Annotated in this window: 19 protein-coding genes; 10 read left to right on the top strand and 9 right to left on the bottom strand. The window is 63.7% G+C overall.

All coding sequences use genetic code 11. The features are described from left to right. Positions 1 to 53: 53 nt before the first annotated feature. Positions 54 to 365: a DUF6916 family protein gene (locus UCMB321_RS27785; protein WP_040071922.1), complete on the top strand. Its 312-nt coding sequence runs from the start codon at positions 54 to 56 to the stop codon at positions 363 to 365. Here UCMB321_RS27785 and UCMB321_RS27780 read toward each other — a convergent pair. The 4 genes from UCMB321_RS27780 to UCMB321_RS27765 are packed head-to-tail and all read right to left on the bottom strand — an operon-like array spanning position 358 to position 5,079. Continuing rightward, entirely contained in the window at positions 358 to 852 is a 495-nt protein-coding gene (locus UCMB321_RS27780) for a GNAT family N-acetyltransferase (protein ID WP_040071921.1), read from the bottom strand. The two genes, UCMB321_RS27785 and UCMB321_RS27780, sit on opposite strands and share 8 nt — an antisense overlap. A gap of 29 nt (positions 853 to 881) precedes the next feature. Next, positions 882 to 2,978: a site-2 protease family protein gene (locus UCMB321_RS27775; protein WP_040071919.1), complete on the bottom strand. Its 2,097-nt coding sequence runs from the start codon at positions 2,976 to 2,978 to the stop codon at positions 882 to 884. Next, positions 2,978 to 4,300: an efflux RND transporter periplasmic adaptor subunit gene (locus UCMB321_RS27770; RefSeq protein WP_040071918.1), complete on the bottom strand. Its 1,323-nt coding sequence runs from the start codon at positions 4,298 to 4,300 to the stop codon at positions 2,978 to 2,980. Before UCMB321_RS27770 ends, UCMB321_RS27775 begins: the two co-directional genes overlap by 1 nt. Next, positions 4,297 to 5,079 (bottom strand): efflux RND transporter periplasmic adaptor subunit, encoded by a 783-nt coding sequence (locus UCMB321_RS27765; RefSeq protein WP_040071917.1) that lies wholly within the window; start codon positions 5,077 to 5,079, stop codon positions 4,297 to 4,299. Before UCMB321_RS27765 ends, UCMB321_RS27770 begins: the two co-directional genes overlap by 4 nt. 225 nt (positions 5,080 to 5,304) lie before the next feature. On the opposite strand from UCMB321_RS27765, the gene UCMB321_RS27760 reads away from it, so the two are divergent. The 3 genes from UCMB321_RS27760 (at position 5,305) to UCMB321_RS27750 (ending at position 8,898) form a co-directional block, all read left to right on the top strand. Further along, on the top strand, positions 5,305 to 7,476 hold the full coding sequence (locus UCMB321_RS27760) for a PA5441 family protein (protein WP_040071916.1): 2,172 nt from the start codon (positions 5,305 to 5,307) through the stop codon (positions 7,474 to 7,476). Between the two features lie 6 nt (positions 7,477 to 7,482). Next, positions 7,483 to 8,193, top strand: a complete 711-nt coding sequence (locus tag UCMB321_RS27755; protein ID WP_040071915.1) for a DUF3142 domain-containing protein — start codon at positions 7,483 to 7,485, stop codon at positions 8,191 to 8,193. A gap of 336 nt (positions 8,194 to 8,529) precedes the next feature. After that, positions 8,530 to 8,898: a DUF6124 family protein gene (locus tag UCMB321_RS27750; protein WP_040071914.1), complete on the top strand. Its 369-nt coding sequence runs from the start codon at positions 8,530 to 8,532 to the stop codon at positions 8,896 to 8,898. Positions 8,899 to 9,060: 162 nt separating this feature from the next. Here the strand turns inward: UCMB321_RS27750 and UCMB321_RS27745 are convergent, their stop codons facing one another. From UCMB321_RS27745 to UCMB321_RS27730, 4 genes are read right to left on the bottom strand one after another with little or no spacing between them, the layout of a single operon-like run. Next, a complete protein-coding gene (locus UCMB321_RS27745; RefSeq protein ID WP_040071913.1) occupies positions 9,061 to 9,927 on the bottom strand; it encodes an ABC transporter permease in 867 nt (288 codons plus the stop codon). A 19-nt stretch (positions 9,928 to 9,946) separates the two neighbouring features. Further along, the gene (locus UCMB321_RS27740) at positions 9,947 to 10,801 is read right to left on the bottom strand and encodes an ABC transporter ATP-binding protein (protein ID WP_040071912.1); all 855 of its coding nucleotides are present in this window, start codon (positions 10,799 to 10,801) and stop codon (positions 9,947 to 9,949) included. Positions 10,802 to 10,806: 5 nt separating this feature from the next. After that, on the bottom strand, positions 10,807 to 11,844 hold the full coding sequence (locus UCMB321_RS27735; RefSeq protein WP_040071911.1) for an ABC transporter substrate-binding protein: 1,038 nt from the start codon (positions 11,842 to 11,844) through the stop codon (positions 10,807 to 10,809). Between the two features lie 25 nt (positions 11,845 to 11,869). Next, a complete protein-coding gene (locus tag UCMB321_RS27730; RefSeq protein WP_040071910.1) occupies positions 11,870 to 12,766 on the bottom strand; it encodes a TauD/TfdA dioxygenase family protein in 897 nt (298 codons plus the stop codon). Positions 12,767 to 13,279: 513 nt separating this feature from the next. Here UCMB321_RS27730 and UCMB321_RS27725 point away from each other — a divergent pair. The 5 genes from UCMB321_RS27725 to UCMB321_RS27705 all read left to right on the top strand — a co-directional run bounded on the left by UCMB321_RS27725 (position 13,280) and on the right by UCMB321_RS27705 (position 20,523). After that, entirely contained in the window at positions 13,280 to 13,969 is a 690-nt protein-coding gene (locus UCMB321_RS27725) for a GntR family transcriptional regulator (RefSeq protein WP_040071909.1), read from the top strand. An 895-nt stretch (positions 13,970 to 14,864) separates the two neighbouring features. Further along, positions 14,865 to 15,644, top strand: coding sequence for a DUF3050 domain-containing protein (locus tag UCMB321_RS27720; RefSeq protein WP_040071908.1), 780 nt, complete (start codon positions 14,865 to 14,867; stop codon positions 15,642 to 15,644). Next, on the top strand, positions 15,641 to 16,570 hold the full coding sequence (locus UCMB321_RS27715) for a diiron oxygenase (RefSeq protein WP_040071907.1): 930 nt from the start codon (positions 15,641 to 15,643) through the stop codon (positions 16,568 to 16,570). Before UCMB321_RS27720 ends, UCMB321_RS27715 begins: the two co-directional genes overlap by 4 nt. A 14-nt stretch (positions 16,571 to 16,584) precedes the next feature. Next, positions 16,585 to 20,028 (top strand): amino acid adenylation domain-containing protein, encoded by a 3,444-nt coding sequence (locus UCMB321_RS27710; RefSeq protein ID WP_040071906.1) that lies wholly within the window; start codon positions 16,585 to 16,587, stop codon positions 20,026 to 20,028. Between the two features lie 27 nt (positions 20,029 to 20,055). Next, the gene (locus tag UCMB321_RS27705) at positions 20,056 to 20,523 is read left to right on the top strand and encodes an SRPBCC family protein (protein ID WP_040071905.1); all 468 of its coding nucleotides are present in this window, start codon (positions 20,056 to 20,058) and stop codon (positions 20,521 to 20,523) included. A 108-nt stretch (positions 20,524 to 20,631) separates the two neighbouring features. On the opposite strand, the gene UCMB321_RS27700 is transcribed toward UCMB321_RS27705, so the two are convergent. After that, positions 20,632 to 22,512 carry a methyl-accepting chemotaxis protein gene (locus tag UCMB321_RS27700; protein WP_040071904.1) on the bottom strand — a complete coding sequence of 627 codons (1,881 nt, stop codon included), beginning with the start codon at positions 22,510 to 22,512 and terminating at the stop codon, positions 20,632 to 20,634. On the opposite strand from UCMB321_RS27700, the gene UCMB321_RS31260 reads away from it, so the two are divergent. Beyond that, positions 22,492 to 22,804 (top strand): hypothetical protein (locus UCMB321_RS31260; RefSeq protein ID WP_209437218.1); only part of this gene is annotated, 313 nt, incomplete at its 3' end. The genes UCMB321_RS27700 and UCMB321_RS31260 overlap by 21 nt on opposite strands.

Raw genomic sequence — 22,804 nt, 5'->3', positions numbered from 1 at the left:
GTGCCCGGCGCCGACACGGGCGCCCCGTTTACCGTGCATGACGGAGAATATCGATGCTGCAACAGGTTTCAAGTGAACACTTCCAGGCACTGGTGAACCAGCCCTGCCCGCTGCACCTGCCCGACGGCAGCCAGTTGCCGATCCAAGTCGAAGCGATCGAGCTGCGCCCGCAATCGCGCTTGCCGGAAAACACCCGGACGCCCTTCAACGTGCTGTTGCGCAGCCTGGGACCGACGGATTTCGTCGATGGCCTGTGCACCCTGGAACTACCGCAACTGGGGCGCGTGGACGCCGTCTTCGTCTCCCGTGAGCCGGCCCTGGGGCGCGACCCGGCCCTGGGTTACTTCAGCATCATCTTCAACTGAAACCCGGATACCACACCAGCCGCTCGGCCGCCGGCGTACTCTCCTCGACCCGGAACCCCAGCGCCAGGTAATGCTGGCGCGCCTGGGGATTGCTGGCCCAGACCACCGTCGCCACCGGGCAGCGCACCTGCTCGGCGGCCCTTTGCACCCCTTGCAGCACACTGCGACCAAAACCCTGGCCACGGGCCGCCGGGATAAAGGCCAGGTACAGCACGCGGATTTCATTGGGACCGAAGTCGGCGCTGAGCACACCGATGGGGGTGTCGAGCTTTTCCACCACGTAGTGCATCGCATTGGGGAAGTGCTCGCCGATCCCCTGATCCTGCACCTGGAACTGCTGGGCAACCACCTGCTCGATCAGTTCGGGCTCGGCGTCGATCCACTGCAACTCGGGGCGGGCCGACTGGTAAAGGCTCTGCAGAAAGGGCGCATCGGTAGGCCGTGAGGGCCGCATGGACAAACCGGCGGCCGACGAATTGTTCAACATCGGTTGGACTCCCTGTACCGTTGTAACGACTAGAAACCACTCTCCCGCACGCCCAGCGCGGCCATACGTCGCCAGGCCGTGCCCAGCAGCGACTCACTGCGCCCTTGCAGCACCGCCACGCCGCGCAGCGGATGGCTCGGCGTCGGCACCTCCTCTAGCGACCGCAGGCGGGCGCCGTATTGCGCCTGCACCGGTTCCGGACGGCGGTTTTCGTCCCGGCGCACGGCAATCGGGCCGTGGTGATCGGAAGTCAGGGCTTCCTGGTCGATGGCCGCCACGCCATTGGCGTCGACATCCAGCAGCTCCACCGGCCAGGCCGGACGCATCGGGTCGTCGGCGACAAAGCGTCCCTGCGCCCCCGGTGCAACCCGCCACAAGTCCTCTTCGGCCAGGTAACCGCGCAAGCGAGTACCGTCCTCGACGATCCGCGCCAGGGGTTCCTTGGTCGACACCCAGCGCCCGACCGCCAATTGCGGCATCAGGTCGCGCACCTGGCCGGCCTGCGGCGCGCGCAACAACAAGCGCTCGCGGCGGGCCTGCAAGCCGCGGTATTCAGCCACCGACTCCGCCAGCCGCTGTTCGAGAATGCCGACATCCGCCGCCGTTTCGCTGCGCCCGGCCTGACGGCGCATCTGCAATTGCAGGATATCGATTTCGCGCCGCACGATGATCAGCCGCGAGTCGACATCCGGCGACTCCAGCTCCACCAGCACCGCGCCCTGCTCGACCCGCTCGCCGTCATGCACATTCACCTGCTTGACCCGCGCGGCGACCGGCGCATGCAGGGCCGTGACCCGCCCGGCCTCGAGCATCACCGGCAGCTCCACGCTGCTGCGCCAGGGCACGGCCACCAGCAACAGCAGCGCCAACAGGCCCAGGCCGCTGAGCAGCACCCGTGGGGTATGCGCCTGCTCACGCCGCGACCACCATTCGCGGGTCTCCTTGAAAATCGGCAGGAAGATGAACCAGCCCAGCTCCACCAGCATCAGGAAAATGCCCAGCAACTTGAAGAACAGGTGATAGACCGCCAGGGCGATCCCGAAAAACAACGCCGCGCGCCATAGCCAGGACAGAAAACCCCAAGCCAGCAGCCGCCGGCGCATCGCCGCCGACCAGGGCTCGGGCGCGGGCTCGGCGTAGCCGAACAAGGCCTCGCGCAAACGCCAGCGGCACAAGGCAAAGGCCCGCCCCTGAAGGTTGTCGACTTCCCAGAAATCGCTGAGCAGAAAATAACCGTCGAAGCGCATGAACGGATTGAGGTTGACCGCCAGGGTGGTCAGCCAGGTGGCGCTGGCGAGCATGAACGCCGCCGTGCGCGCCGGCCCGTCCGGCAACAGCGACCAGGCCAGCAGGGCGATACAGGCCAGCACCATCTCGGCGAGGACCCCGCCGGCACCGATCAGCAAGCGCGCCTTGCGGTCGTTGACCCGCCAGGCATCGCTGACATCGGTGTAGAACAACGGCAGCAGGACCATGAAGGCCACGCCCATGCTTTGCACCCGACAACCGGCGCGCTTGGCCATGAAGGCATGGCCGAACTCGTGGCAGAGCTTGGCGAAGAACAGCGCCACGCCGAAGGCCATGGCCCCGCCGAGGCTGAACAGGTGCGGAAAGGTCGAGAGGAAGCGCTCCCAATCCCGCGAGACCAGGAACACCCCCAGCCCCAGGGTCGCCGGCAAACCGTAGCGCAACAGGCGCGGGCCGAAGCGTTGCAGCCAGGGCCAGACGCGATTGAGAAAGGCATCCGGGCGCCACAAGGGAATGCGGAAAAACAGGTATTGATGCAGCGCCATCTGCCACAGGCTCTGGCGCGACGCGGCGGCTTTCCAGGCATAGCTGGCGCGCTGTTGCGGGTCCAGCGAGGCGATCAGGTCATGGCTGCGCAGAAAGCCCAGCAATTGTTCCAGCTCCGGATCGCCCAATGGCAGGCCCGGCTCGCGGTTCGCCGCCTGCAGCACCTGCGCCGGATCGCCCAGCGACCAATGCCGCAGCAGGCGGATGGCCTGGGCACCGAGCTTGAAATAACGCCCGCGTACCGGGTCGGCCAGGGTCCAGCGCGGCGAACCGTCGAGTGCCGGGGAGGCGGCGGTGAGCTGCAGATCCGCGCGCAGGCTGGGCAGGTTCATTACAACCCCACACTCTGGCGCAGCCCGGCCAATGGCCGGCGCAGCAGGTACAGGGCCAGCGGCGCGCGCTGGCCGAAGAGTTTCGCCGTGCCGCGCAAGCCGATGCGCGGTACGGGCGTATCGATGAAGCCAGCATCCAGCCGATACGCCAACTGCCCGGCCGGGGTCGATTGCGCCTCGTAGGCCACCCGCTCCAGCTTGGCCGAGTAACGTTGCAAGGGATCGCTGTCGAGGAATAGCGCGACTTCGGCGTCGGACGCCAGGGCAATGGCATCGCCGACCGCCAGCTCGATGCGCAGTTCGGCCTGGGTCGGGTCGGCGATTTCCATCAGCCGTTCACCGGTCTGCACCGGCTTGCCGGTCCAGCGTTCTGCATCGGCGAACACGGCGATACCGTCACGTTCGGCGCGCACTTCGCTACGTTTGAGCAACTCGGCGGCATAATCGCGTTCGGCGCGTTTCTGCTCGACCCGCGCCGCCAGCAAGTCGATCTTCGAGCTCGACTCGGCATCGGCGAAGGCCCGCTGGGCATTGGCCTTCAATTCGGCTTCGGCCACGCCAAGGGCGCGCTGGGCCACATCGGCCTGGGCCTTGAGGGTGGTGCTTTCGAAGCGCACCAGCAGGTCGCCGGTCTTCACTGTCTGGTTGGGCTTGACCAGGAATTCGGCAATCACCCCGTCCAGCGGCGCCGCCACCACCCGACCGGCCAGCGGCACCACTTCCGCGGGCGCCAGTACCGACTGGCGCACCGGAATCAACAGGCTCAGCAACGCCGCGGCCACCAGCAACGCCTGGCGCTTGCGGGTGAAGCGCAAACGCCAGGGCCGGCGCGGCTGCAAGGCGAGCCAGGCATGGCCGTAGGTGTCGCCCAATTGCGCCAGCAGCACCTGTTCGGAAGGGCTCCAGGGATTGTCGCGGGCCAGCCACAGACCACCGAAGACCTCACCCTTGGGATCGAGCAACGGCAACCAGAAGACCTGGGGCGCCGACAGGCTCTGCCAGTCCTCGCGCACCGAGGTACTGAAGGCCTCCATCGGCACCACGGTTGCGGGCTTGGCCCTTTCCAGCTTGAAGATCTGCGCCACGGCGTGTTCGACGAACGCGACAAACGGTGCATTCGGCTCCACCGAACTGATCCCGGTCACCGCCCGCACCTTGCCGGCGATCAGCAGGGCGGCGTGGCGAAAGCCGAACAGCGCCTGGCCGTCGTTGACCAAGCTATAAGCAAGCTGCTCGGTGGTGCGGGCGGCGCGGGTCTGGCGTTCGAGGTCGAGGAACTGGGCGAACACCCGCTCTACGGCACCCGCCGCGGGCGCGTTCACTTCAGCGCCTCGAAACGCGCCGTGCCGCTCATGCCCGCCAGCAGCCCCTCGGCCTTGGGCAGGCTGGCCACCAGCAACAGGGTCTGGCTGCCTTCATCGATCCGCGCGCCCAGGCGCTTGATGGTGGCGGTCAAGGGCTGGCCGGTTTCATCCGGCACGAAGCTGAAGGTCTGGCCGGCCTTGAGCTTGCCCATCCAGCGCGACGGCACCAGCAGGTGGATTTCCAGGGTCCGGTTGTCGACGATCTCCAGCATCGGCGCTCCGGCCGAGACGCTTTCGTAGCGCTGGACCTTGCGCTGCACGACCTGCCCGTCATAGGGCGCGACCACGCTGCAACGCTTGACCTGCACCTGGTAGACCTGGGACTGGGCCTGGGTCTCGGCGAGCTTGGCCTCGGCGCGGGCCACCTCGAAACGGCCGACGGAGTTCAATGACGCCAACTGTTTATTGTGGGCCAGCTCCTCACTGGCGCCCCGGCTGGCGGCCTGGGCGGCATTGAGCTGGGCCTGATAGGCCGAACAGTCGAAACGGGCCAGGGTGTCGCCCTGCTTGAAGGTTTCCCCTTCACTGTAGGGCAACTCGACGATACGCCCCGACAGCTCGCTGGCGAGCATCGCCTGGTCACGGGCACGCAGCACGCCACGGGCCTCGCTGGCCGCGACGGCATGCGCCCCGGCCGCATTGTTGTCCAGCAACGGATCAGCCTCGGCCGGCGTCTGCGCCTGAGCCAGGCACGCCATGCAGGACAACCCAAACAAAACTACCCGCAAACACCACATAAGAAGGGACTCCTTGTCGGACAATCGCGAGTCTACGGTAGCCATGCCAACCGTCAAGCCAATTGCCACTATCCTCGGCAAAGAACCGGGCGACCGCCGATGTGCGGCAGATCACAGGCTGCAACGCCACGCCAGCTACAAGCATAGGTGTTACGACTCACCTTCGGTATGATTTGCGCCACTTCCGGCCTCGGCGCCGCTCGTTCACGGAATTAGGGACAATTCATGCGTATCGGACTTCTGACCTCTCTGGCGCTGGCGGTGAGCGCCGGCTTCTGCTCACAGGCCCTGGCCAGCTCCGACGACAGCTGCTACCCGCGCTGGTCGATGATCAAGTACGGCCTCGACGGCTGCAGCAACCTGGCCTTCCTGAGCCCGGGCAACGACAGCCGGGTCAACCTACGCCTGCTGCTGTCCGACCAGGGTGCCTTGCCCCTGGCGCCCAACCCGGTGAGCCGCGATGACCTGGGCGCGGGCTTCGGCCCGGTGCCGTTCGCCAATAACCGCCTCGACAGCCCCCCGACGCTGGGCGCCGGCGCCGAACCGGGCGCGCCCGTCCCCCTCGATGAGGCCCTGGCCAAGCTCGGCATCACCCGCGAAAACAGCGACACGGCCGTCAGCTCGCTGCTGTCTGGCGAGGGTGGACGCTGCCGCAGCAACGACACCGACAGCGCCACGGCCTTTATCAAGCAACTGCTGAGCAGCCCCGAGCTGTCCGACCCCGAGCGCCAGGCCCTGGCCCGCAGTCGCGTGCAGATGCTCGGCACCTGCGCCTGGGAGCCGGCCCAGCAAGACAGCCTGGTCCCCGCCGTGCAATCCGCCCAGGGCCAGGCGTTTGCCAGCTACCTGCGCGGCGCCACCGACTTCTACAGCGGACGCTTCGCCGAGGCGGCCAAGGTCTTCGCCAGCCTGGGCGACAGCTCGCAACCCTGGCTGAAGGAGACCGCGCAGTACATGCAGGCGCGCACCGCCCTCAACCTGGCGCAACAGAATACCTTCGACAGCGACGGCATGCCGACCAAGGCAGAGGCCGACGCGGCCCAGTTGAAACTGGCCGAAGAGGGTTTCGAACGTTACCTCAAGACCTGGCCCGAGGGCCTCTACGCGACCTCCGCCCGCGGCCTGTTGCGTCGGGTCTACTGGTTGGCGGGCGATTCCGAGAAGCAGGCGGCCGAATACCTCTGGCAGCTGGGCCAGGCCAAGGCCGAGCAGCGCAACGTAACGCCCGACGAGCTGGTACAGGAGATCGACAACAAGTTGCTATTTGGTAGTGGCAAGGTCGAGCAGCCGCTGTTCCAGGCCCTTGACGACCTGATGGGCATGCGCCCCGGTTATGGCGAAAACGCTGCGCCCAAGCTGACCCTCGAGATCCTGCAGGCGCAGAAACCGGTCTTTGCCGCGCAACCGGCGCTGTACGACTACCTGCTGGCGGCGTACCAGCTGTACGTGGCGAAAAACCCCGAGCTGGCGCTCAAGAGCCTGCCGACCGAGATCCCGGCGAAACTCGACTACCTCGCCTTCAGCCAGCAGGTCCTGCGCGGCCTGGCCCTGGAAGCGAAACAGGACTGGAGCGGCGCCGAAGCCCTCTGGCTGAAATTGCTGCCGCAAGTCCGCCAGCCGCTGCAACGCGAGCAGATCGAGCTGGCCCTGGCCAATCACTACGAACGCAGCCAGCAGGTGGCCAAGGTTTTTGCCGGCGACTCGCCGATCAAGACCGAGCAGGTGCGCGACATCCTGCTGCGGCACATCGCCGATGCCGGCCTGCTGCGCCAGGTCGCCCAGGGTGCGCCGTCCACCGAGCGTGATACGGCGTTGTTCGTGCTGCTCTACAAGGACCTGCGCCTGGGCCATTACGCGGATTTCGCCGCGGACCTCAAGCGGCTGCCCGCCGAGCCGTCCGACAGCAAGTTGGGCGCGTCCCTGGGCTACACCTACAGCGGCGGCCAGCCGCTCACGCTGTTCCGCTGGAGCGGCGCCAAGGCCGAATCCGGTTATACCTGCCCGACCATCGGTGAAACGGCGGCCAGCCTGCAAGCCGACGCGAAGCAGCCGCAGGCGTTGAACTGCCTCGGCGAGTTCATCCTGCGCAACAGCCTGGACGGCATGCCCCTGGACAGCCAGCGCGGCTCGGATGAACTGGGCGGGACGCCTTCCCTGTTCAAGGGCAGCACCTACTCACGGCTCGACGGTTACCAGAGCGTGATCGCCGATGCCAAGGCGCCGTCCGCCGACAAGGCCTATGCGCTGTTCCGGGCGATCAACTGCTACGCGCCCTCGGGCTACAACAGTTGCGGCGGCAAGGAAGTGACACCGGCGCAACGCAAGGCCTGGTTCAAGCAGCTGAAAACCAGCTATGCCAGCACCCAGTGGGGCAAGTCGCTGCAGTACTACTGGTAAATGCCGATGGGTCGCTGGCGCTGGCTGCTGGCCGGGCTGTTGGCGCTTGGCGACGTCCAGGCGGCGGTCGATGCGCGGGACTACGACAGTTTCTGGCTGTGGAGCGGCGTCGCCCCGCAGCCGGTGCTGAGCCAGGCCCGCAGCCTGTACATCCTGCAGGGCCAGGTCAGCGAATCCCGGCGCTCGCCGCAGCGGGCGGTCAGTTTTATCGCCCAGGGCATTGCGATTCCGCGCCTGACCCAGGGCGAGGTCTGGGTGGTCTATCGCGCCCACACGCTGCGTTGGCCGGAGTCGGTTTATCGCCAGTTGCTCGGCCAGGTGAAACGCTGGCAACAGGCGGGCAACCCGGTGGTGGGCATCCAGATCGACTTCGACGCCCGCACCCGCTACCTCGACGAATACGCCGCCTTCCTGCGCGACCTGCGCCAGCGGTTGCCGGCGGACTTGCGCCTGAGCATCACCGGACTGATGGACTGGAGCAGCAACGCCGACCCGACCGCCATCGCCCAGCTCAAGGGCGTGGTGGACGAGGTGGTGGTGCAGACGTATCAGGGGCGGCATAGCATTCCCGACTACGCGGCGTACCTGCCCCGGATGAACCGGTTGGGGTTGCCGTTCAAGATTGGCTTGATCCAGGGCGGCGAGTGGCGGGAGCCGGGGTATCTGAAGGGGAACGAGTGGTTTCGGGGGTATGTGGTGTTTCTCCAGAACCCCTGATCACCGGACAATTCCCTTTCACTTGCCTGAAGTTTCCTAGAAAATCCTTTCGCCTTGCGCCTGCCGGAACCGGTCACTAGTCTTCGTCCTATCGCTGCAAAATCAGCGATCCAGGTGTGGAAACCTGAACCTATCCGTAGGCGCATCAGCGCCACCAAGCTCATTGTCGGCGCTTTTTTTGGTCCGCAATGTGTTCTATGGCGGCTGTGCGCAGGCAGACCTCGGTCTGGCCGGGTTACCTACGGTCCGGTTTTCCACCCTGTGTACAGCTGCCACCTTTTCGCCGTGTGGAAACGGCAGAAAGAGGGCCCCTCTGCATCACGTAGGAGCTGGACCATGGATAAAAGACTTACACCGGACCCGCCGATCCCCGTATCACATCGCGCAAAGATCGGAAAACCTCACTTCGACGCCGCTGCCGAACGCGCTTTTGCGCACTACGGGCTGCCGCTGAGTGACGATCCGCTCAGGCCTCACCCGCCCCTTATACCCGCCCGCACTGCGTCGTCACTCAGTGTGGAGGACAAACTGATCAATGCGCTGTCGATCCTGCAATCGGCGGCGGCCACGGCTTATGAGTCCGCCGATCAACTCGACGGGGCGCAGCGCAAGTTGGCGATGGGCACCGTGCATTTGATCGAGTTGGCGCAGTCGTGGGTTGATTCGGTGATCGATGAAACGTCGACAGCGGGGAATGTGGGCTGATCCAGGGCCTACGGCGTCCTGGAGGAAGCCTTCGCGGGCAAGCTCCGCTCCCACAGTAAATTTCGCGTCGAACCTGAAGTTTGCGTACGACCGAGAACCTGTGGGAGCGGAGCTTGCCCGCGAAGACGGCGGAACAGGCACCAGAAAATCAGCGAGTACTCATCACCGCTGCATCCCCCACCGCTTCACCGTCACCCGCTCCAGCGTATCGAACACCAGGTTCTCCACCAGCAAACCGATCAGGATCACCACCGCCAGCCCGGCAAATACCTTGTCGGTGTACAGCTCGTTGCGGTTCTGGAAGATGTACCAGCCCAACCCGCCCTTGCCGCTGGTGGCGCCAAACACCAGCTCCGCCGCAATCAGCGTGCGCCAGGCAAACGCCCAACCAATCTTCAACCCCGCCAGAATCGACGGCAGCGCCGCCGGAATCAGGATGAACAGCACAAAGCGCAAGCCCTTCAAACCGTAGTTCCGCCCCGCCATGCGCAAGGTCTCCGACACCCCGAGAAACCCGGCATAGGTATTCAGCGCCAACGCCCAGAGCACCGAGTGCACCAGCACGAAAATCAGGCTGTTCTGCCCCAGGCCGAACCAGAGCAAAGCCAGCGGCAACAACGCAATCGCCGGCAACGGGTTGAACATCGAGGTCAGGGTACTGAGCAGGTCCCGCCCGAACCGGGTCGACACCGCCAACGTGGTCAAGGCGAACGCCAGGACAACCCCCAGCACATAGCCCTTGAGCAGCACCACCAGGGAAATCCCGACCTTGCCGAGCAATTCGCCGCTGAGCAGGCCGTCGTACAACGCACTCGCCGTCTGCAGAAAGCTCGGCAGCAACAAATCGTTGTTCTGATAACGCGCCACGGCTTCCCAGAGCACCGCCAGCAAGACCAGGATCAGGCTCTTGCGCAACCAGCCCTGCTGCCACAGCCGTTGCGCCACCGGCAGTTCACGCTCCAGCGGGACCTCGAGCAAGGGCTCCAGGGTCACTTCATATTCTTCACGCACAGGGGATGAAAGACTCATCGGGCATTCCTCCAGCCGCTCAATAGGCGATGCGGATATCGGCGAAATCCACCTCGGTTTCGGCCTGTGGGATTTCGTCGAACAGCAGCCGGTGAATCCGTCGCGCCGACGCCTGGAACTCGGCACCGCCCAGGCTGTGCAGGTTGTACTGATGGCTGTGGATTTCCGCCCGCACCCGACCCGGATGGGGTGACAGCAACAGGATGCGGTTGCCCACCACCAGCGCTTCTTCAATCGAGTGGGTGACGAACAGCAGGGTGAAGCGCACCTCTTCCCAGAGTTGCAGCAATTCCTCCTGCATCTTGCGCCGGGTCAAGGCGTCGAGGGCGGCGAAGGGCTCGTCCATCAGCAGGACCTTGGGCTGCATCGCCAAGGCCCGGGCAATCGCCACCCGGGCTTTCATGCCGCCGGACAAGGTGTGCGGGTAAGCGTCGGCAAAGGCCGCCAGACCAACCTTTTCCAGGTAATGCAGCGCCCGTTCTTCCGCCTCCCGGCGCTTGAGGGTGCCGGACGCCAACAGCGGAAACATCACGTTCTGCTTGACGGTTTTCCAGGGCGGCAACTGGTCGAATTCCTGGAACACCACGATACGGTCCGGTCCCGGCTCGTTGACCACCTGGCCTTGCAGGCGGATCTCGCCTTCGCTGGGCCGGATAAACCCGGCCACCGCCTTGAGCAAGGTCGACTTGCCACAGCCCGAAGGTCCGAGCAGAACGAAACGATCCTCCCGATCGACCTCGAAACTGACCCGGTGCGTCGCCCGCACCACCCGTGCCGGGGTGCGGTATTCCAGGCTGACCTGATCGACCGCCAGCAACGCCGGGACCGTGACGCCAGGATTGCTGGCCGTGTGGCCTGGCAGGGGCGCATTCATGGCGGTCAGCTCCCCTGCAGCAGCTTGGCATCCTGGAAGAAGTAGTCCTTCCACGACTCCGGCTTGTGCTTGATGGCGCCCACGCGGTAGAGGAACTCAGCCAGCGAGTAGGTGTTCTTCGGCGTCACGCTGAATTCGAACTGCGGGTTTTCGATGATTTTCAGCAGCGCCGCACGGTCGATCCTGGCCTTGGTCACCCGCAGGTAGGTGTCCGCCGCAGCGCCCTTGTCCTTTTGCGCGAACTCGGCGGCTTCGGCCAGGGCGTCGACAAAGGCCTGGTAGGTTTTCGGGTTGTCGTTGCGGAATTTCTCGGTGGCGAACAACAGGGTCGGCGAGTTGGGGCCAAGCAGGTCGTAGCTGTTGAGCACCACGTGCACGTTGGGGTTTTCCAGCGCCTGTTCCTGGAACGGCGGGTTGGAGAAGTGCCCGGTCAGTTCAGTGCCACCGGCGACCAGGGCCGCCGTGGCATCGGGATGCGGAACGGCGACGGTGTATTTGTCCAGGCGATCGAACGCCTTGTCGCCCCACTGCCTGGCCGCCGCGTATTGCAGGAAGCGCGACTGCACGGAAACACCGACGGCCGGCAAGGCGATGCGGTCCTGGTCGGTGAAGTCGGCGATGCTCTTGACCTTGGGGTTGTTGCTCACCAGGTAGTAGGGAAAGTTGCCCAGCGACGCCACCGCCTTGACGTTCTGCCGGCCGTAGGTGCGGTCCCAGATGGTCAGCAGTGGCCCGACACCTGCACCGGCAATGTCCACCGAGCCGGACAGCAGCGCGTCATTGATCGCGGCGCCGCCGGAGAGCTGGGTCCAGTCCACCTGGATGTCGATCCCTTCGGCCTTGCCGTATTTCTCGATCAGGTGCTGGTCACGCACCACATTGAGCAACAGGTAAACGATGCCGAACTGTTCGGCGATGCGGATCTGGCCCTCGGCCTGGGCCGTGGCAGGCGACAGCAGGGTGCCGGCCAACAGGCTCAAGCCCAGGCCGAGGGACGTGGTGAGACGGCCGAATTTCGGCCACAACGCAAAGGATGCGAACATGGGGATGCTCCTTGAAGCGATCGGGTCAGAACGGGGCATCGCCCTGGATAGTGGTGCGGTAGAGCTTGCGACGCAGGTGACTCGGGCAACCGGCGGCCAGATGCACCAGCGAGCGGTTATCCCAGAACACCAGGTCGCGGGGCTGCCATTGATGGCGGTAAATGTGTTCCGGACGCACGCTGTGGGTGTACAGCTCGCTCAGCAGCTGGCGGCTTTCGTCTTCCGGCAGGCCGACGATCCGCGTGGTGAAGCCCTCGCTGACGAACAGCGCCTTGCGCCCGGTTTCCGGGTGGGTGCGGACGATGGGATGCACCACCTCGGCGACCTGGGCCAACTGTTCCGGGGTGAGGGTCGGCCGCCAGTTGCCTTCGAATTTGGTCTCGCTGTAGCGGGCCGTGTAGGAGTGCGCCGCCGAATGGCCTTCAACCGCCTTGCGCAGGGTCTCGGGCAGGCTGTCCCAGGCCTTGTGCTGGTCGGCGAACAGGGTGTCGCCGCCTTCGGCCGGCAGTTCCTGGGCATGCAGCATCGAACCCAGGCTCGGCAGCTCTTTATAGGAAAGGTCCGAGTGCCAGAATTTCCCCGCATCGCCCAGGCCGATGTTCTGACCGTTTTCGATGATGTTGGAGACGATCAGGATCTCCGGGTGCCCGGCCAGCAGGAATTGCTTGAGCACATGGATTTGCAACACGCCGAAACGACGGCTGAAGGCAATCTGTTGCTCGGGGCTGATGCGCTGGTCGCGAAACACCAGCACGTGGTGCTCCAGGTGCGCGCGGTGAATGCGGGCGAAATCCTGGTCGTTGAGCGGCCGGCTCAAGTCCAGGCCGACGATTTCAGCCCCCACCGTTCCGGCAAAGGGACGAACGTCGAAGCGCTGTGCCGGGACATCCGGCACGGTAGAAACGGAAGAAGCCTGCGACATGTAAAGACTCCTGCGCAGCGGTGCGCGCGTTGATCAGACACTCACGCCGATAGCGTGTGGGTTCAGGTCATGCGGCGCATCGGTGGCTCGGTAGGCACGCAGGAGAATGACAATATAGATATAAGATAAATAACTTAAATATCGTTAAGGAATATCAATAAGGCATTTTTCATGATCGCCAAGGCGCGGGAATGGCGCCGGACGGGCACTTTTCCGCGTCGGCCCAAGACCTGTCCGACACATTCGGATCGCTTGAATACGTGGGTTCTGGAACCTTGTGCAAAACACTCCCGGAGAGGGAAGCAATACGCATCGCCAAGAGGGCGAGTCCCTACAGCCACTTGGGAATCGATTGATAGTTTCAGGGGGGGCTGGTGAAAGAGAATGGCACCATGCAATCATCCGTCATGGCGCGCGTCAGGCGCAGGAAAATGGTCGGTTTGACAAGCACCCAGGCAGCTTCTAGTGTGCCATCGGATCACCCTTCAACCTTGTCCAAAACAGAGTAGTCGCGTGGCGGAAAAACCGAATCCCTTGAACAGCGTTCACGTCAATGGACCCATACCCGCCCACCTGGCCCGGGCCGTGATAGAGGAGACATTGCGCAACGCGATCCTGGACGGGCGTCTCCCCTGTGGCCTGGCCTTGCGCCAACAGGAACTGGCGACGCTGTTCGGCGTCAGCCGCATGCCCGTACGCGAAGCCCTGCGCCAGCTCGAAGCCCAGGAACTGCTGCATGTGGTGCACCACAAGGGCGCCGTGGTTGCGCCCCTGATCGTCGACAACTCCATCGAAGCCTATGACCTGCGGATCCTGCTGGAAACCGAGGCCCTGCGCCTGTCGGTCCCCTTGCTCGATGAGCGCGACTTCAAGGAAATCGAGGCGTATATCGACCTGCTGGAAATCGAACAGGACTATACCCAGGTCGGGCGGCTCAACCGTCTGTTCCACATGGGTCTCTACAGCAAGGCACCCAATCACAAGCTGTTGAAATTGATCGAGCAGGGCCTGGTGGAAGAAGAACGCTTCCTGCGCTTCAACCTGTCGGCCATGGGACTGGGCAAACTCTCCCAGGATGACCATCGCGCCCTCCTCGCCTCCGCCCGGGCCGGCAATATCGAGGAGTGCGTGGAGAACCTGCGGCACCACCTGCAACGCGGTATCGAAGTGATTCTGCGCTATCTGGCCCAGAGCCGGTCTTGAGCCACGGGACCGAGACACCCGCAGAGCCGGCCCCCTGATCGGGGTGAAACCGCTTCGGTCCCATGGCCTGCTGCATGACCGATGTGCACGTCGGTCTGCAGGCCTGCATAGATGCCTTTGAACGACAACGGCACGCCGACAACCTGTCATCACCTGTTTTGCATGATTCGTGAAATAGAGCCTGGGCGCACGCCCCGCCACGCGGGATGACCCTGTCTATTCACCGCTTCGGACAGGTTTCGCCTCTTCCGGCGATAGCAGAACGGCCCGTTTGGGCACAGGCTTGCTCACCGATAATGAATTGACGAGCGACATACGGCTCCGCGCATGCAACTTTCGGAACCATCACCCAACAAAGGAGCACTTCCACGCGCCGGAAGTACGGATTAGCCGTGTCTCGGCCACGCCTATCAAACTATTAGTTCACCCCATTGAGAGCCATATGGATGAGGCATTCAATCATTCATTTAAATTCTGATCGTTATTATTCGGAAGGGGCACTCTCACCCCTAAAAACACGGCATCGCCAGTGTTATCGGTGACACTCATCCATTAAAAAACCCAACTTATAATTGTTCTAAAAATAACTTGATCCGTGCTGATTATTTGTATTAATTTTTAATGGCAGTCGGGCAGCCCCTGTCACCAAGGCCTTTGCCAGCCTAGACATAGGTGCCCTGCAACACCAAACAAAAAACGCTCAAAACGCTTGCACGATGACACCTGGGCGCAGGTTAAATACGTAATGATTCCTCTCGCCGCTTTCAATTTCTTATTGAGGAATCTGCTCGCCCGCCCGTTAGCAAATGCAACACGGCCTTATAGCCAGATCGACACTAGACAACTTGCAATCCTTCATAGCCCTTTCAACTTAGCGGACACGTGGTGATTATTAATGAGCGCACTAAAGCCCCTTCTGCACGCCAGAAAAGAACAGTTGACCCGACACCCTGTATTCAGTGAGATCCATTCACTTTCACTCCTTCGACGGTTCATGGAAGTCCATGTCTTTGCGGTCTGGGACTTCATGTCGCTGACCAAGCGCTTGCAACAGGAACTGACCTGTACCACCTTGCCCTGGCTGCCGCCCAAGGATCCCCAGGCCGCGCGCCTGATCAATGAAATTGTCCTGGGAGAGGAATCGGACGAGCGCGAAGGCCCCGGCCATTGCAGCCATTTCGAATTGTATCTGGAGGCGATGCGCGAAGTCGGCGCCAGCACGGTCGCCATCGAACGCTTCATCGAGTTGCTGCGTGAAGGCGTGTCGGTGGAAACCGCGTTACGTTCGGTGAACGCCGCGCCGATGGTCATCGCTTTTGTCAGGAACACCCTCGACATCGCCCTGAACGCCTCGGCCCATCGAGTGGCCGCCGCTTTCCTGCACGGTCGGGAAAGTGTCATCCCGCATATGTTCCAGCGGATTCTCGATGAATGGGGCATCGATCAGGCCCAAGCCCCCATGTTGCGCTACTACCTGCAACGGCATATCGATGTCGACTCCGAGGACCATGGGCCGGCAGCCGAACAACTGCTCGAGCGCCTGGTGGAGGGTCAGGCGCACCGCGAGGCGGAGATCTACAGCACCGCCCTCGCCGCCGTGGACAGCCGCATGGCACTCTGGGACGGTTTGCAGCAGAGCCTGTGCGAGATCGCAGTCGAGGTGACGGCCTCATGAACGCCATCGACTACAGCACCTTTGCCGACGCCTGGGAGAGCCGCGCCAGCATCCGCACCCGACCACGGCGCCTGCTCGAGGACGATGATCGGCTGATCTATCCGCTGAGCCGCCAGCCGCTGGTCAGCAGCGAGAGCTTCCTGACCCTGTGCCCTGAGCAGAGAGATTTCGTGCTGCTGCAGAGTCTCTACAAGTTCATCAATGACGTGGTGATTTTCGAGACCGATATCGTCGACCGGACCGCGCGCAGCATTGCCAAGGGCCGCTTCCCGATCCACTTTCCGTTCGCCTGTCGCTACGCCGCCATGACCGTGGTGGTGGACGAGGACTACCACGCCCTGGTGGCCATGGACTTCATGCAGCAGACCGTGGCCATGACCGGCATCGAACCCCTCGAGTTGCCCGAGGAAATCGAATTGAGCCGGGCGATACCGGCGGCCATCGACATGGCCCCCGAGCATCTGCGGGCGGCCATGGAACTGATCTGCGTGGCGATCTCGGAGAACACCGTGACCAACGACGTCGCGGCCTTTGCCAAGGACGAGACGGTCAAGCCCTCGATCAAGGGCCTGATGGCCGACCACTTGCTCGACGAGGGGCGGCATGCCGGGTTCTGGACCCGCCTGGTGCGTCTCTACTGGCAGACCGCGAGCGAGGAAGACCGCGACCTGATCGCGCAGATCCTGCCGGTGTTCATCGTTCATTACCTGACCAACGACATCCAGAAGAGCTTCGACTTCCGCGTGATCGAGCACCTGCCGGTGGCCGAGGAGATCCGCCAGGCCCTCCGGCGCGAAGCAATGGGGCTGGCGTATCCGATCAATCGCCACCATCCGCTGGTGATCAACATCATGCGCTTCCTGCGCAACAGCTCGCTGCTCGATTCGCCCTGTGTCCAGGACGCCTTGAGCGACTACCTGATCTAGCCAAGGAGATCATCATGAGACGTCTCACTCTTTTGCTCGTCGGCTGCAGCCAGGCGCTGGAGGATTTGCTGCGCGAGCTGGAACAGCACGGTCATTCGATTCAACGCCTGAGTGATGCCCAGGCCTTCGAAGCACAACCGCCGGGCGCGGCGGATCTGTTGATCGAAGACGGCAGCCTGGAACTGCCCCACCATTGGCGGCGCGACGTCGGCGCCGATGCGCACCTGGCCCTGCGCCTGGAGCTGGGGCCCATCACGCCCCAGGGCCTACCCGAACTCAGCCTGCTCTGCAGGTTGGTCGAGGACAGCGGCAGCCGTCTGATCCAGCGTCTGGTCGTTGACCAGGACGACTCCGGAAACGGCCAGGCGCTGCGCCTCGCCGCGGTCCAGGCCCTGGTGGAGCGGGTGGCCGTGCTGGTCAGCCGCTACTCCCGTGATGCCGAACACTTCGCCGAGGCCGCGACGCTCCCGTCAGCGTCACAGTACCCGGAGCAGGACCTGCGCCGGCTCGAGGCCCTGGCCTTCGAGCACCGCTTCAACCACACCGCCCGCCCCGAGTTGCTGGCCCTGGCACAGAGGTCGGTGATCGAGCATATCGAAGCCAGCCTGCTGCGTTTCGCCGCCCGCCCCGCGCTGACCCTGGACGGAGTGTCGCTGACGTACCGGGAACTGCATGACCTGAGCCGGACGATCCAACAGGGCCTGCTGGCCCAGCTCGACGCCTTCGGGCCGTTCTCCGAACCGCCGGTGATCGGGCTCTGCCAGCACAAGAGCGCCGAGCTCTACGCCAGTATCCTGGCGATTCTCGGCGCCGGGGCGGTGTATCTGCCGCTGGACCCGGGCCATCCGCTGCAACGCCAGCTGTTCGTGCTGAAGGATGCCGGCGCCACCCTGCTGCTGCACGACGGGCAATCTCCGCTGGCCGAACATCTACCGGCGCTGGATGTCCGCGGCCTGGTGCGCAAAGCCACGGACCAGCCCCTCGTACGCCAGGCACTGGTCCCGCAGGCGCCCTGCCTCGCGCTCTACACCTCGGGCACCACCGGGCAACCCAAGGGCGTGCTGCTCAGCCAGCACAACCTCAGCCATTTCACCGCCTGGTATGCCGATTATGTGCAGGTCAGTGAAACCAGCCGGGTTCTGCAATTCTCGACCTTGAGTTTCGACTCATCGCTGATCGACATCTTCCCGACCCTGGCCCAGGGCGCGGAGCTGGTGGTGCCCACCGAGGATCAGCGCCGCGACCCCTTGCAGCTCCTGGCGCTGATTCGCGGACAGCGGCTCACCCATGCTTTCCTGCCGCCGGCGCTGTTGAGCATCCTGCCGCTGGAGATGCCCCTGGGCCTGAGCCATGTGATGACCGGCGGCGACGTGTGCGAACCGGATGTGATCGAGCAGCTCGCGGCGCAGTGCCATTTCTACAATCTCTACGGGCCCACCGAGGCCACCGTGCTGGTCACCGCCAGGCGGTTCCGGAGCGGCTCCAGCAATCGCGGCCTGGGCCGGCCCATTGCCAACAGCCAGGTGCTGATTCTCGACGAGCAGCGCCAGCCGGTCGCCGAGCAGACCGTCGGGGAGCTGTACATCGCCGGGCCCGGTGTCGGCCTCGGTTACCTGAACAATCCCGACAAGACCGCCGACAGTTACCTGCAGCTGTCGCTGGGCCAGGGTGAAAGCCTGCGCGCCTACCGTACCGGGGACATGGCCAAATGGACCGCCGACGGCATCGAGCTGTGTGGACGGCGGGACAACCAGGTGAAGATTCGCGGCTTCCGGGTCGAGCCGGAGGAGATCGAGCAGTGCCTGCGCGACAGCCGGCTGTACCGCCAGATCGCAGTGGTCATCGATCCCCGGCGGCGGGTGCTGGCATTCATGGCCCAGCCGCAGTCCGCCGGCGGCCATGAAGCCCTCCGACAGCATGCCGAACGCTATCTGCCGGACTACATGCAGCCGCTGGTCTACACCGAGCTTTCCAGCATGCCCTCGGCCAGCAACGGCAAGATCGACCGGGCGGCCTTGCTGAAGCTGCCGGTCGAGACACCCGAAAACAGCCGCCGCCGGTTACCGGCCACAGCCGATGAAAGCCGCCTGCTGACGCTCTGGGCCGAGTTGCTGGAACTGCCGCCCGAGGATATCTCCACCGACGAGAGCTTCTTCAACCTGGGCGGCCACTCGATCCTGCTGTCGAAAATGCTGCTGGGCATTCGCGAGCAGTATGGCCGGGGCATTTCCATCAACCGCTTTATCGAGGAACCGACCCTGTGCCGGCTGGCGATGCTGGTCGCTGGCGGGGACACCGCCCAGGCCCTGAGCGAACAGGTCTTCGTCGATGCCTCCCGTGAGCTGGGCCTGAATATATTGCCCGCGGACCGCGCCGGCGATGTGAACAAGGTGGTGGTGACCGGTGCCAACAGTTTTGTCGGCGTGCACCTGGTCGAAGCGCTGCTGGCCGGCGGTGCCGTCGAGGTGGCCTGCCTGGTCCGCGACAGCGCGGCGGAGCCTGCGGGCGAGCGCTTTGCCCGGGCCCTGCGGGAAAACCGCCTGGAACACCTGGACCTGAGCCGGGTGCGGGTCTACGCCGCCGACATGACCCGCCCGCAGCTGGGGCTCGCCCCGGCGGTCTACGAACGCATCGATCGAGAGTTCGGCGCTCTGGTGCACAACGCGGCCAACGTCAATCACGTACTCGACTACGAGTCGCTGGCGCCGGACAACGTCGATCCGCTGTTCGAATGCCTGCGCCTGTGCGAAGGACGCAGCAAGAAGATCTTCAACTTCGTCTCGACGCTGTCGGCCTCCAGCAGTGTCGATGCCGATGGCCGGGTGCTCGAACAGCCGGCGGCGCAGACCCCGCCGATCTACATCAGGAACGGCTACAACCTGAGCAAGTGGGTCGGCGAGCGGATTCTGCAGCGGGCTCGCGAGCAAGGGGCCTGGGTCAATCTCTACCGGCCCGGCAACATCAGTTTCAACAGCCGCACCGGGGTCAGCCAACCCCACAAGAATCGACTGATGCTGATGCTCAAGGGCTCGTTGCAACTGGGCCAGGTGCCCGCCCTGGAACTCAATTTCGACCTGATGCCGGTGGACTTCCTCGCCCGCTTCATTGCCGTGCATGGCCGTCGTCACAACGCCCACGGGGTGTTCAACCTGCATAACCCGCAACCCCTGAGCTGGGCCGATTACCTCGCCTCGTTCCGCGAGGCCGGCCACGACTTCCAGCTGGTCAGCGTCACCGACTGGCAACGCCAGTTGCACCGGGTCGACAGCGGCAATGCGCTGTTCGAAGTCCTGGGTTTCTACCTCAACGGTTTCGAGGAGGACATCGGCGATATCTCGGCCATCGGCCATGCCCATGCCGCCGCCGGTGTGCGCGACATGGGCGAGCAGTACCCGGCCAAGACCCCGGCGCTGCTGCGCAAGGGCTGCGACTACCTCAAGCAGATCCAGTTCATCTGATTCACCCCACCCACAAGGAGTTACATCATGAATAACCTGCAACCCGATAGCCTGATCCGCACCCCACAAGGCAGCCCGGTGATTTCATCGGTGGAGATTGCCCGCGACGCGGCCACGGTCTGGGCCGTGGTCGGCGATTTCGGTGGATTCGCGGCGTTCATCACGGCGCTGGAACGCATCGAAATGACCGGCGAAGGCGTCGGCTCGCTGCGCAAGAAGTTCTTCAAGGACGGCAACCTGGTGGTCGAGCAGCTCAACTCGCGGGACGAGCAGGCCCGGCGGATGACCTGGACGACGATCTACAACACCCTGGGGGTCGGCCAGCTGTGGGCGGCGATGAATGTCGAGGCATTGGATGCGAATCGCAGTCGGGCGACCTGGAGCATCATCGCCGAACCGGCCACGGGTGGCGAGGAGGCGTTGCCGGGGTTCTACAGCTTCGTCCAGGGCTTTGCCGATGATGCGATGAGCAACGTGCGGACGCTGTTGGCCTGATAGACCTCGTTATCTTTCATCGCCGGCAAGCCGGCTCCCACAGGGGGTATCTGTCGTTCACGAAGCTGGGGACGACAAATGACTTGTAGGAGCCGGCTCGCCCGCGGATCAGATCCTGAAACTATCCACCAACTGCTTCAAGCGACCGGCCTGCTGGGCCAATGCATCGCAATCCTTCAGGGTTTCATTCAGGTTGGCCACGCCTTGCTGGTTCAGCAGGTTGATCTGGTTGATATCGCCGTTGAGGGTTTCCACCACGGCGGTCTGCTCCTCGGTCGCGGCGGCCACCGACTGGTTCATGCCGTCGATCTCGGTAATCCGCTGGGTCACGCTGATCAGACGGGCACCGGCCTGGTTGGCGACTTCCACGCTCTCTTCGCTGGAAATCTGGCTGGCGTTCATGGTGGTCACCGCTTCCCGCGAACCGACCTGCAACGAGGTGATCATCTTGTGGATCTCCTCTGCCGATTCCTGGGTCCGGTGGGCCAGGTTGCGCACCTCATCGGCCACCACCGCAAAGCCACGCCCGGCTTCACCCGCCCGCGCCGCTTCAATGGCCGCGTTGAGGGCCAGCAGGTTGGTCTGCTGGGAGATGCCCTTGATCACATCGAGAATGTGCCCGATGTTATCGGTGCTGGCGTTCAGCGTCTCGATCTGGGTACAGGACAGGCTGATCTTCTGCGACAGCTCGGTCATCGCCTGGATGGTTTTTTCCACCACCTGACGCCCGTCGTCCGCCTGTTCGCTGGCACCGCTGGCGTGCTGCGAGGCATCGGCGGCATTGCGGGCGATTTCCTGGGTGGCCGCGCCCAATTGGTTGATCGCCGCCGCCACGCTGTTGGTCCGCGCGCTTTGTTCATCGGAACCGATGATCGAGGCGTTGGACGAGTTCATCACTCGCTGGGACAGGTCGTGCACCTGGCGCGTGGCCGAGGACACCTCGCTGATGGACGCATGGATGCGCTCGACGAACTGGTTGAACGAGCCGGCGAGTTCACCGAATTCGTCCTTGTTCTCGATGGTCAGGCGCCGGGTCAAGTCGCCCTCGCCCTGGGCAATGTCCTGCATCGCGCGACCCATGGTGGTCAACGGACGCATCAGGAACTGGATCAACAGGGTCAGCAACACCGCGATCGCCACCACGGCAATGAACATCGCGATCAAGGCCGAAGTACGGAACTTGCTCAGCGGCGCGTAGGCCTTGTCCTTGTCGATGGACAGACCGATGTACCAGTCCGCCGAAGGCAGCCCGACCACCGGCGTGAACGAGATAATCCGCTCCTGGTTGTTCAGGGTGACTTCCTGGCTGCCCTTGGCAATCCGCAGACCGGAGCCGGGGTAGATATCCTTGAGGTTCTTCATCACCTGGTTCTTGTCCGGGCTGACGATCACCTGCCCGTCGCCACTGACCAGGAAGGCCTGGCCAATGCCACCGAAGTCCACCGAGTTGATGATCTTCACCAGGGTTTCCAGGCTCAGGTCACCGCCCACCACACCGAGCAGTTGCCCATTGCTTTTCACCGGCAGGGCGATGGTCACCACCAACCCACCGACCGAGGCCATGTAGGGCGGTGTGAGCATGGTCTTGTCCGCCATCACGGCGGACTTGTACCAAGGACGCTGACGCGGGTCGTAGCCGTCCGGCATCTTCGCGTCGGGACGCTGGGTGAAGGTGCCGTCGGTCTGGCCGACATAGGTGAACTGGAAGTTGGCGGTCAACGCGGGCTGATCGACCAGCCCCGGGTAGTCGGCCTTGCTGCCTTGATGGGCAACGTTCTGCGCCAGGTTCTCCAGTATCAGGATCCGCCCGCCCAGCCAGTTCTCTACGCTGCCGGCAGTCTGCTCACCGGCTTGCTGGATGGACGAGTCGAGGTTCTGCCGGATGGTGCTGCGCTGCAGGTAGTCGTTGTACAGCGTGAACAGCGCGAAGGCGAGAACCACGACACCGGAGGCGGCCAAAAGGATTTTATGGCTGAATTTGAGATTCATTGTCATAGACTTCTTATGCCGAAAGTGGGGATGCGTGCGGGTACAACACTCGTTGTGCGCGTAGGCAGCATTCTGCGGCTGCTCTACTTTGGTGCACGCATTGCTCACCATGCTGTCGGCACCATGGGGCGAAAACTTAACTCATTTCAGGAAATGTCTGGTGGCTTTTTGCACCCCAAAAACAAAACCCCCGTCTGCGCGAGCAGACGGGGGTTTCGGAATTCAATCTTGACGATGACCTACTCTCACATGGGGAAACCCCACACTACCATCGGCGATGCATCGTTTCACT

The organism is Pseudomonas batumici, from assembly GCF_000820515.1.
Lineage (GTDB): Bacteria > Pseudomonadota > Gammaproteobacteria > Pseudomonadales > Pseudomonadaceae > Aquipseudomonas > Aquipseudomonas batumici.
The sequence above is the reverse complement of the archived record's forward strand: the minus strand, read 5'-3'. Positions and strand labels throughout refer to the sequence as shown.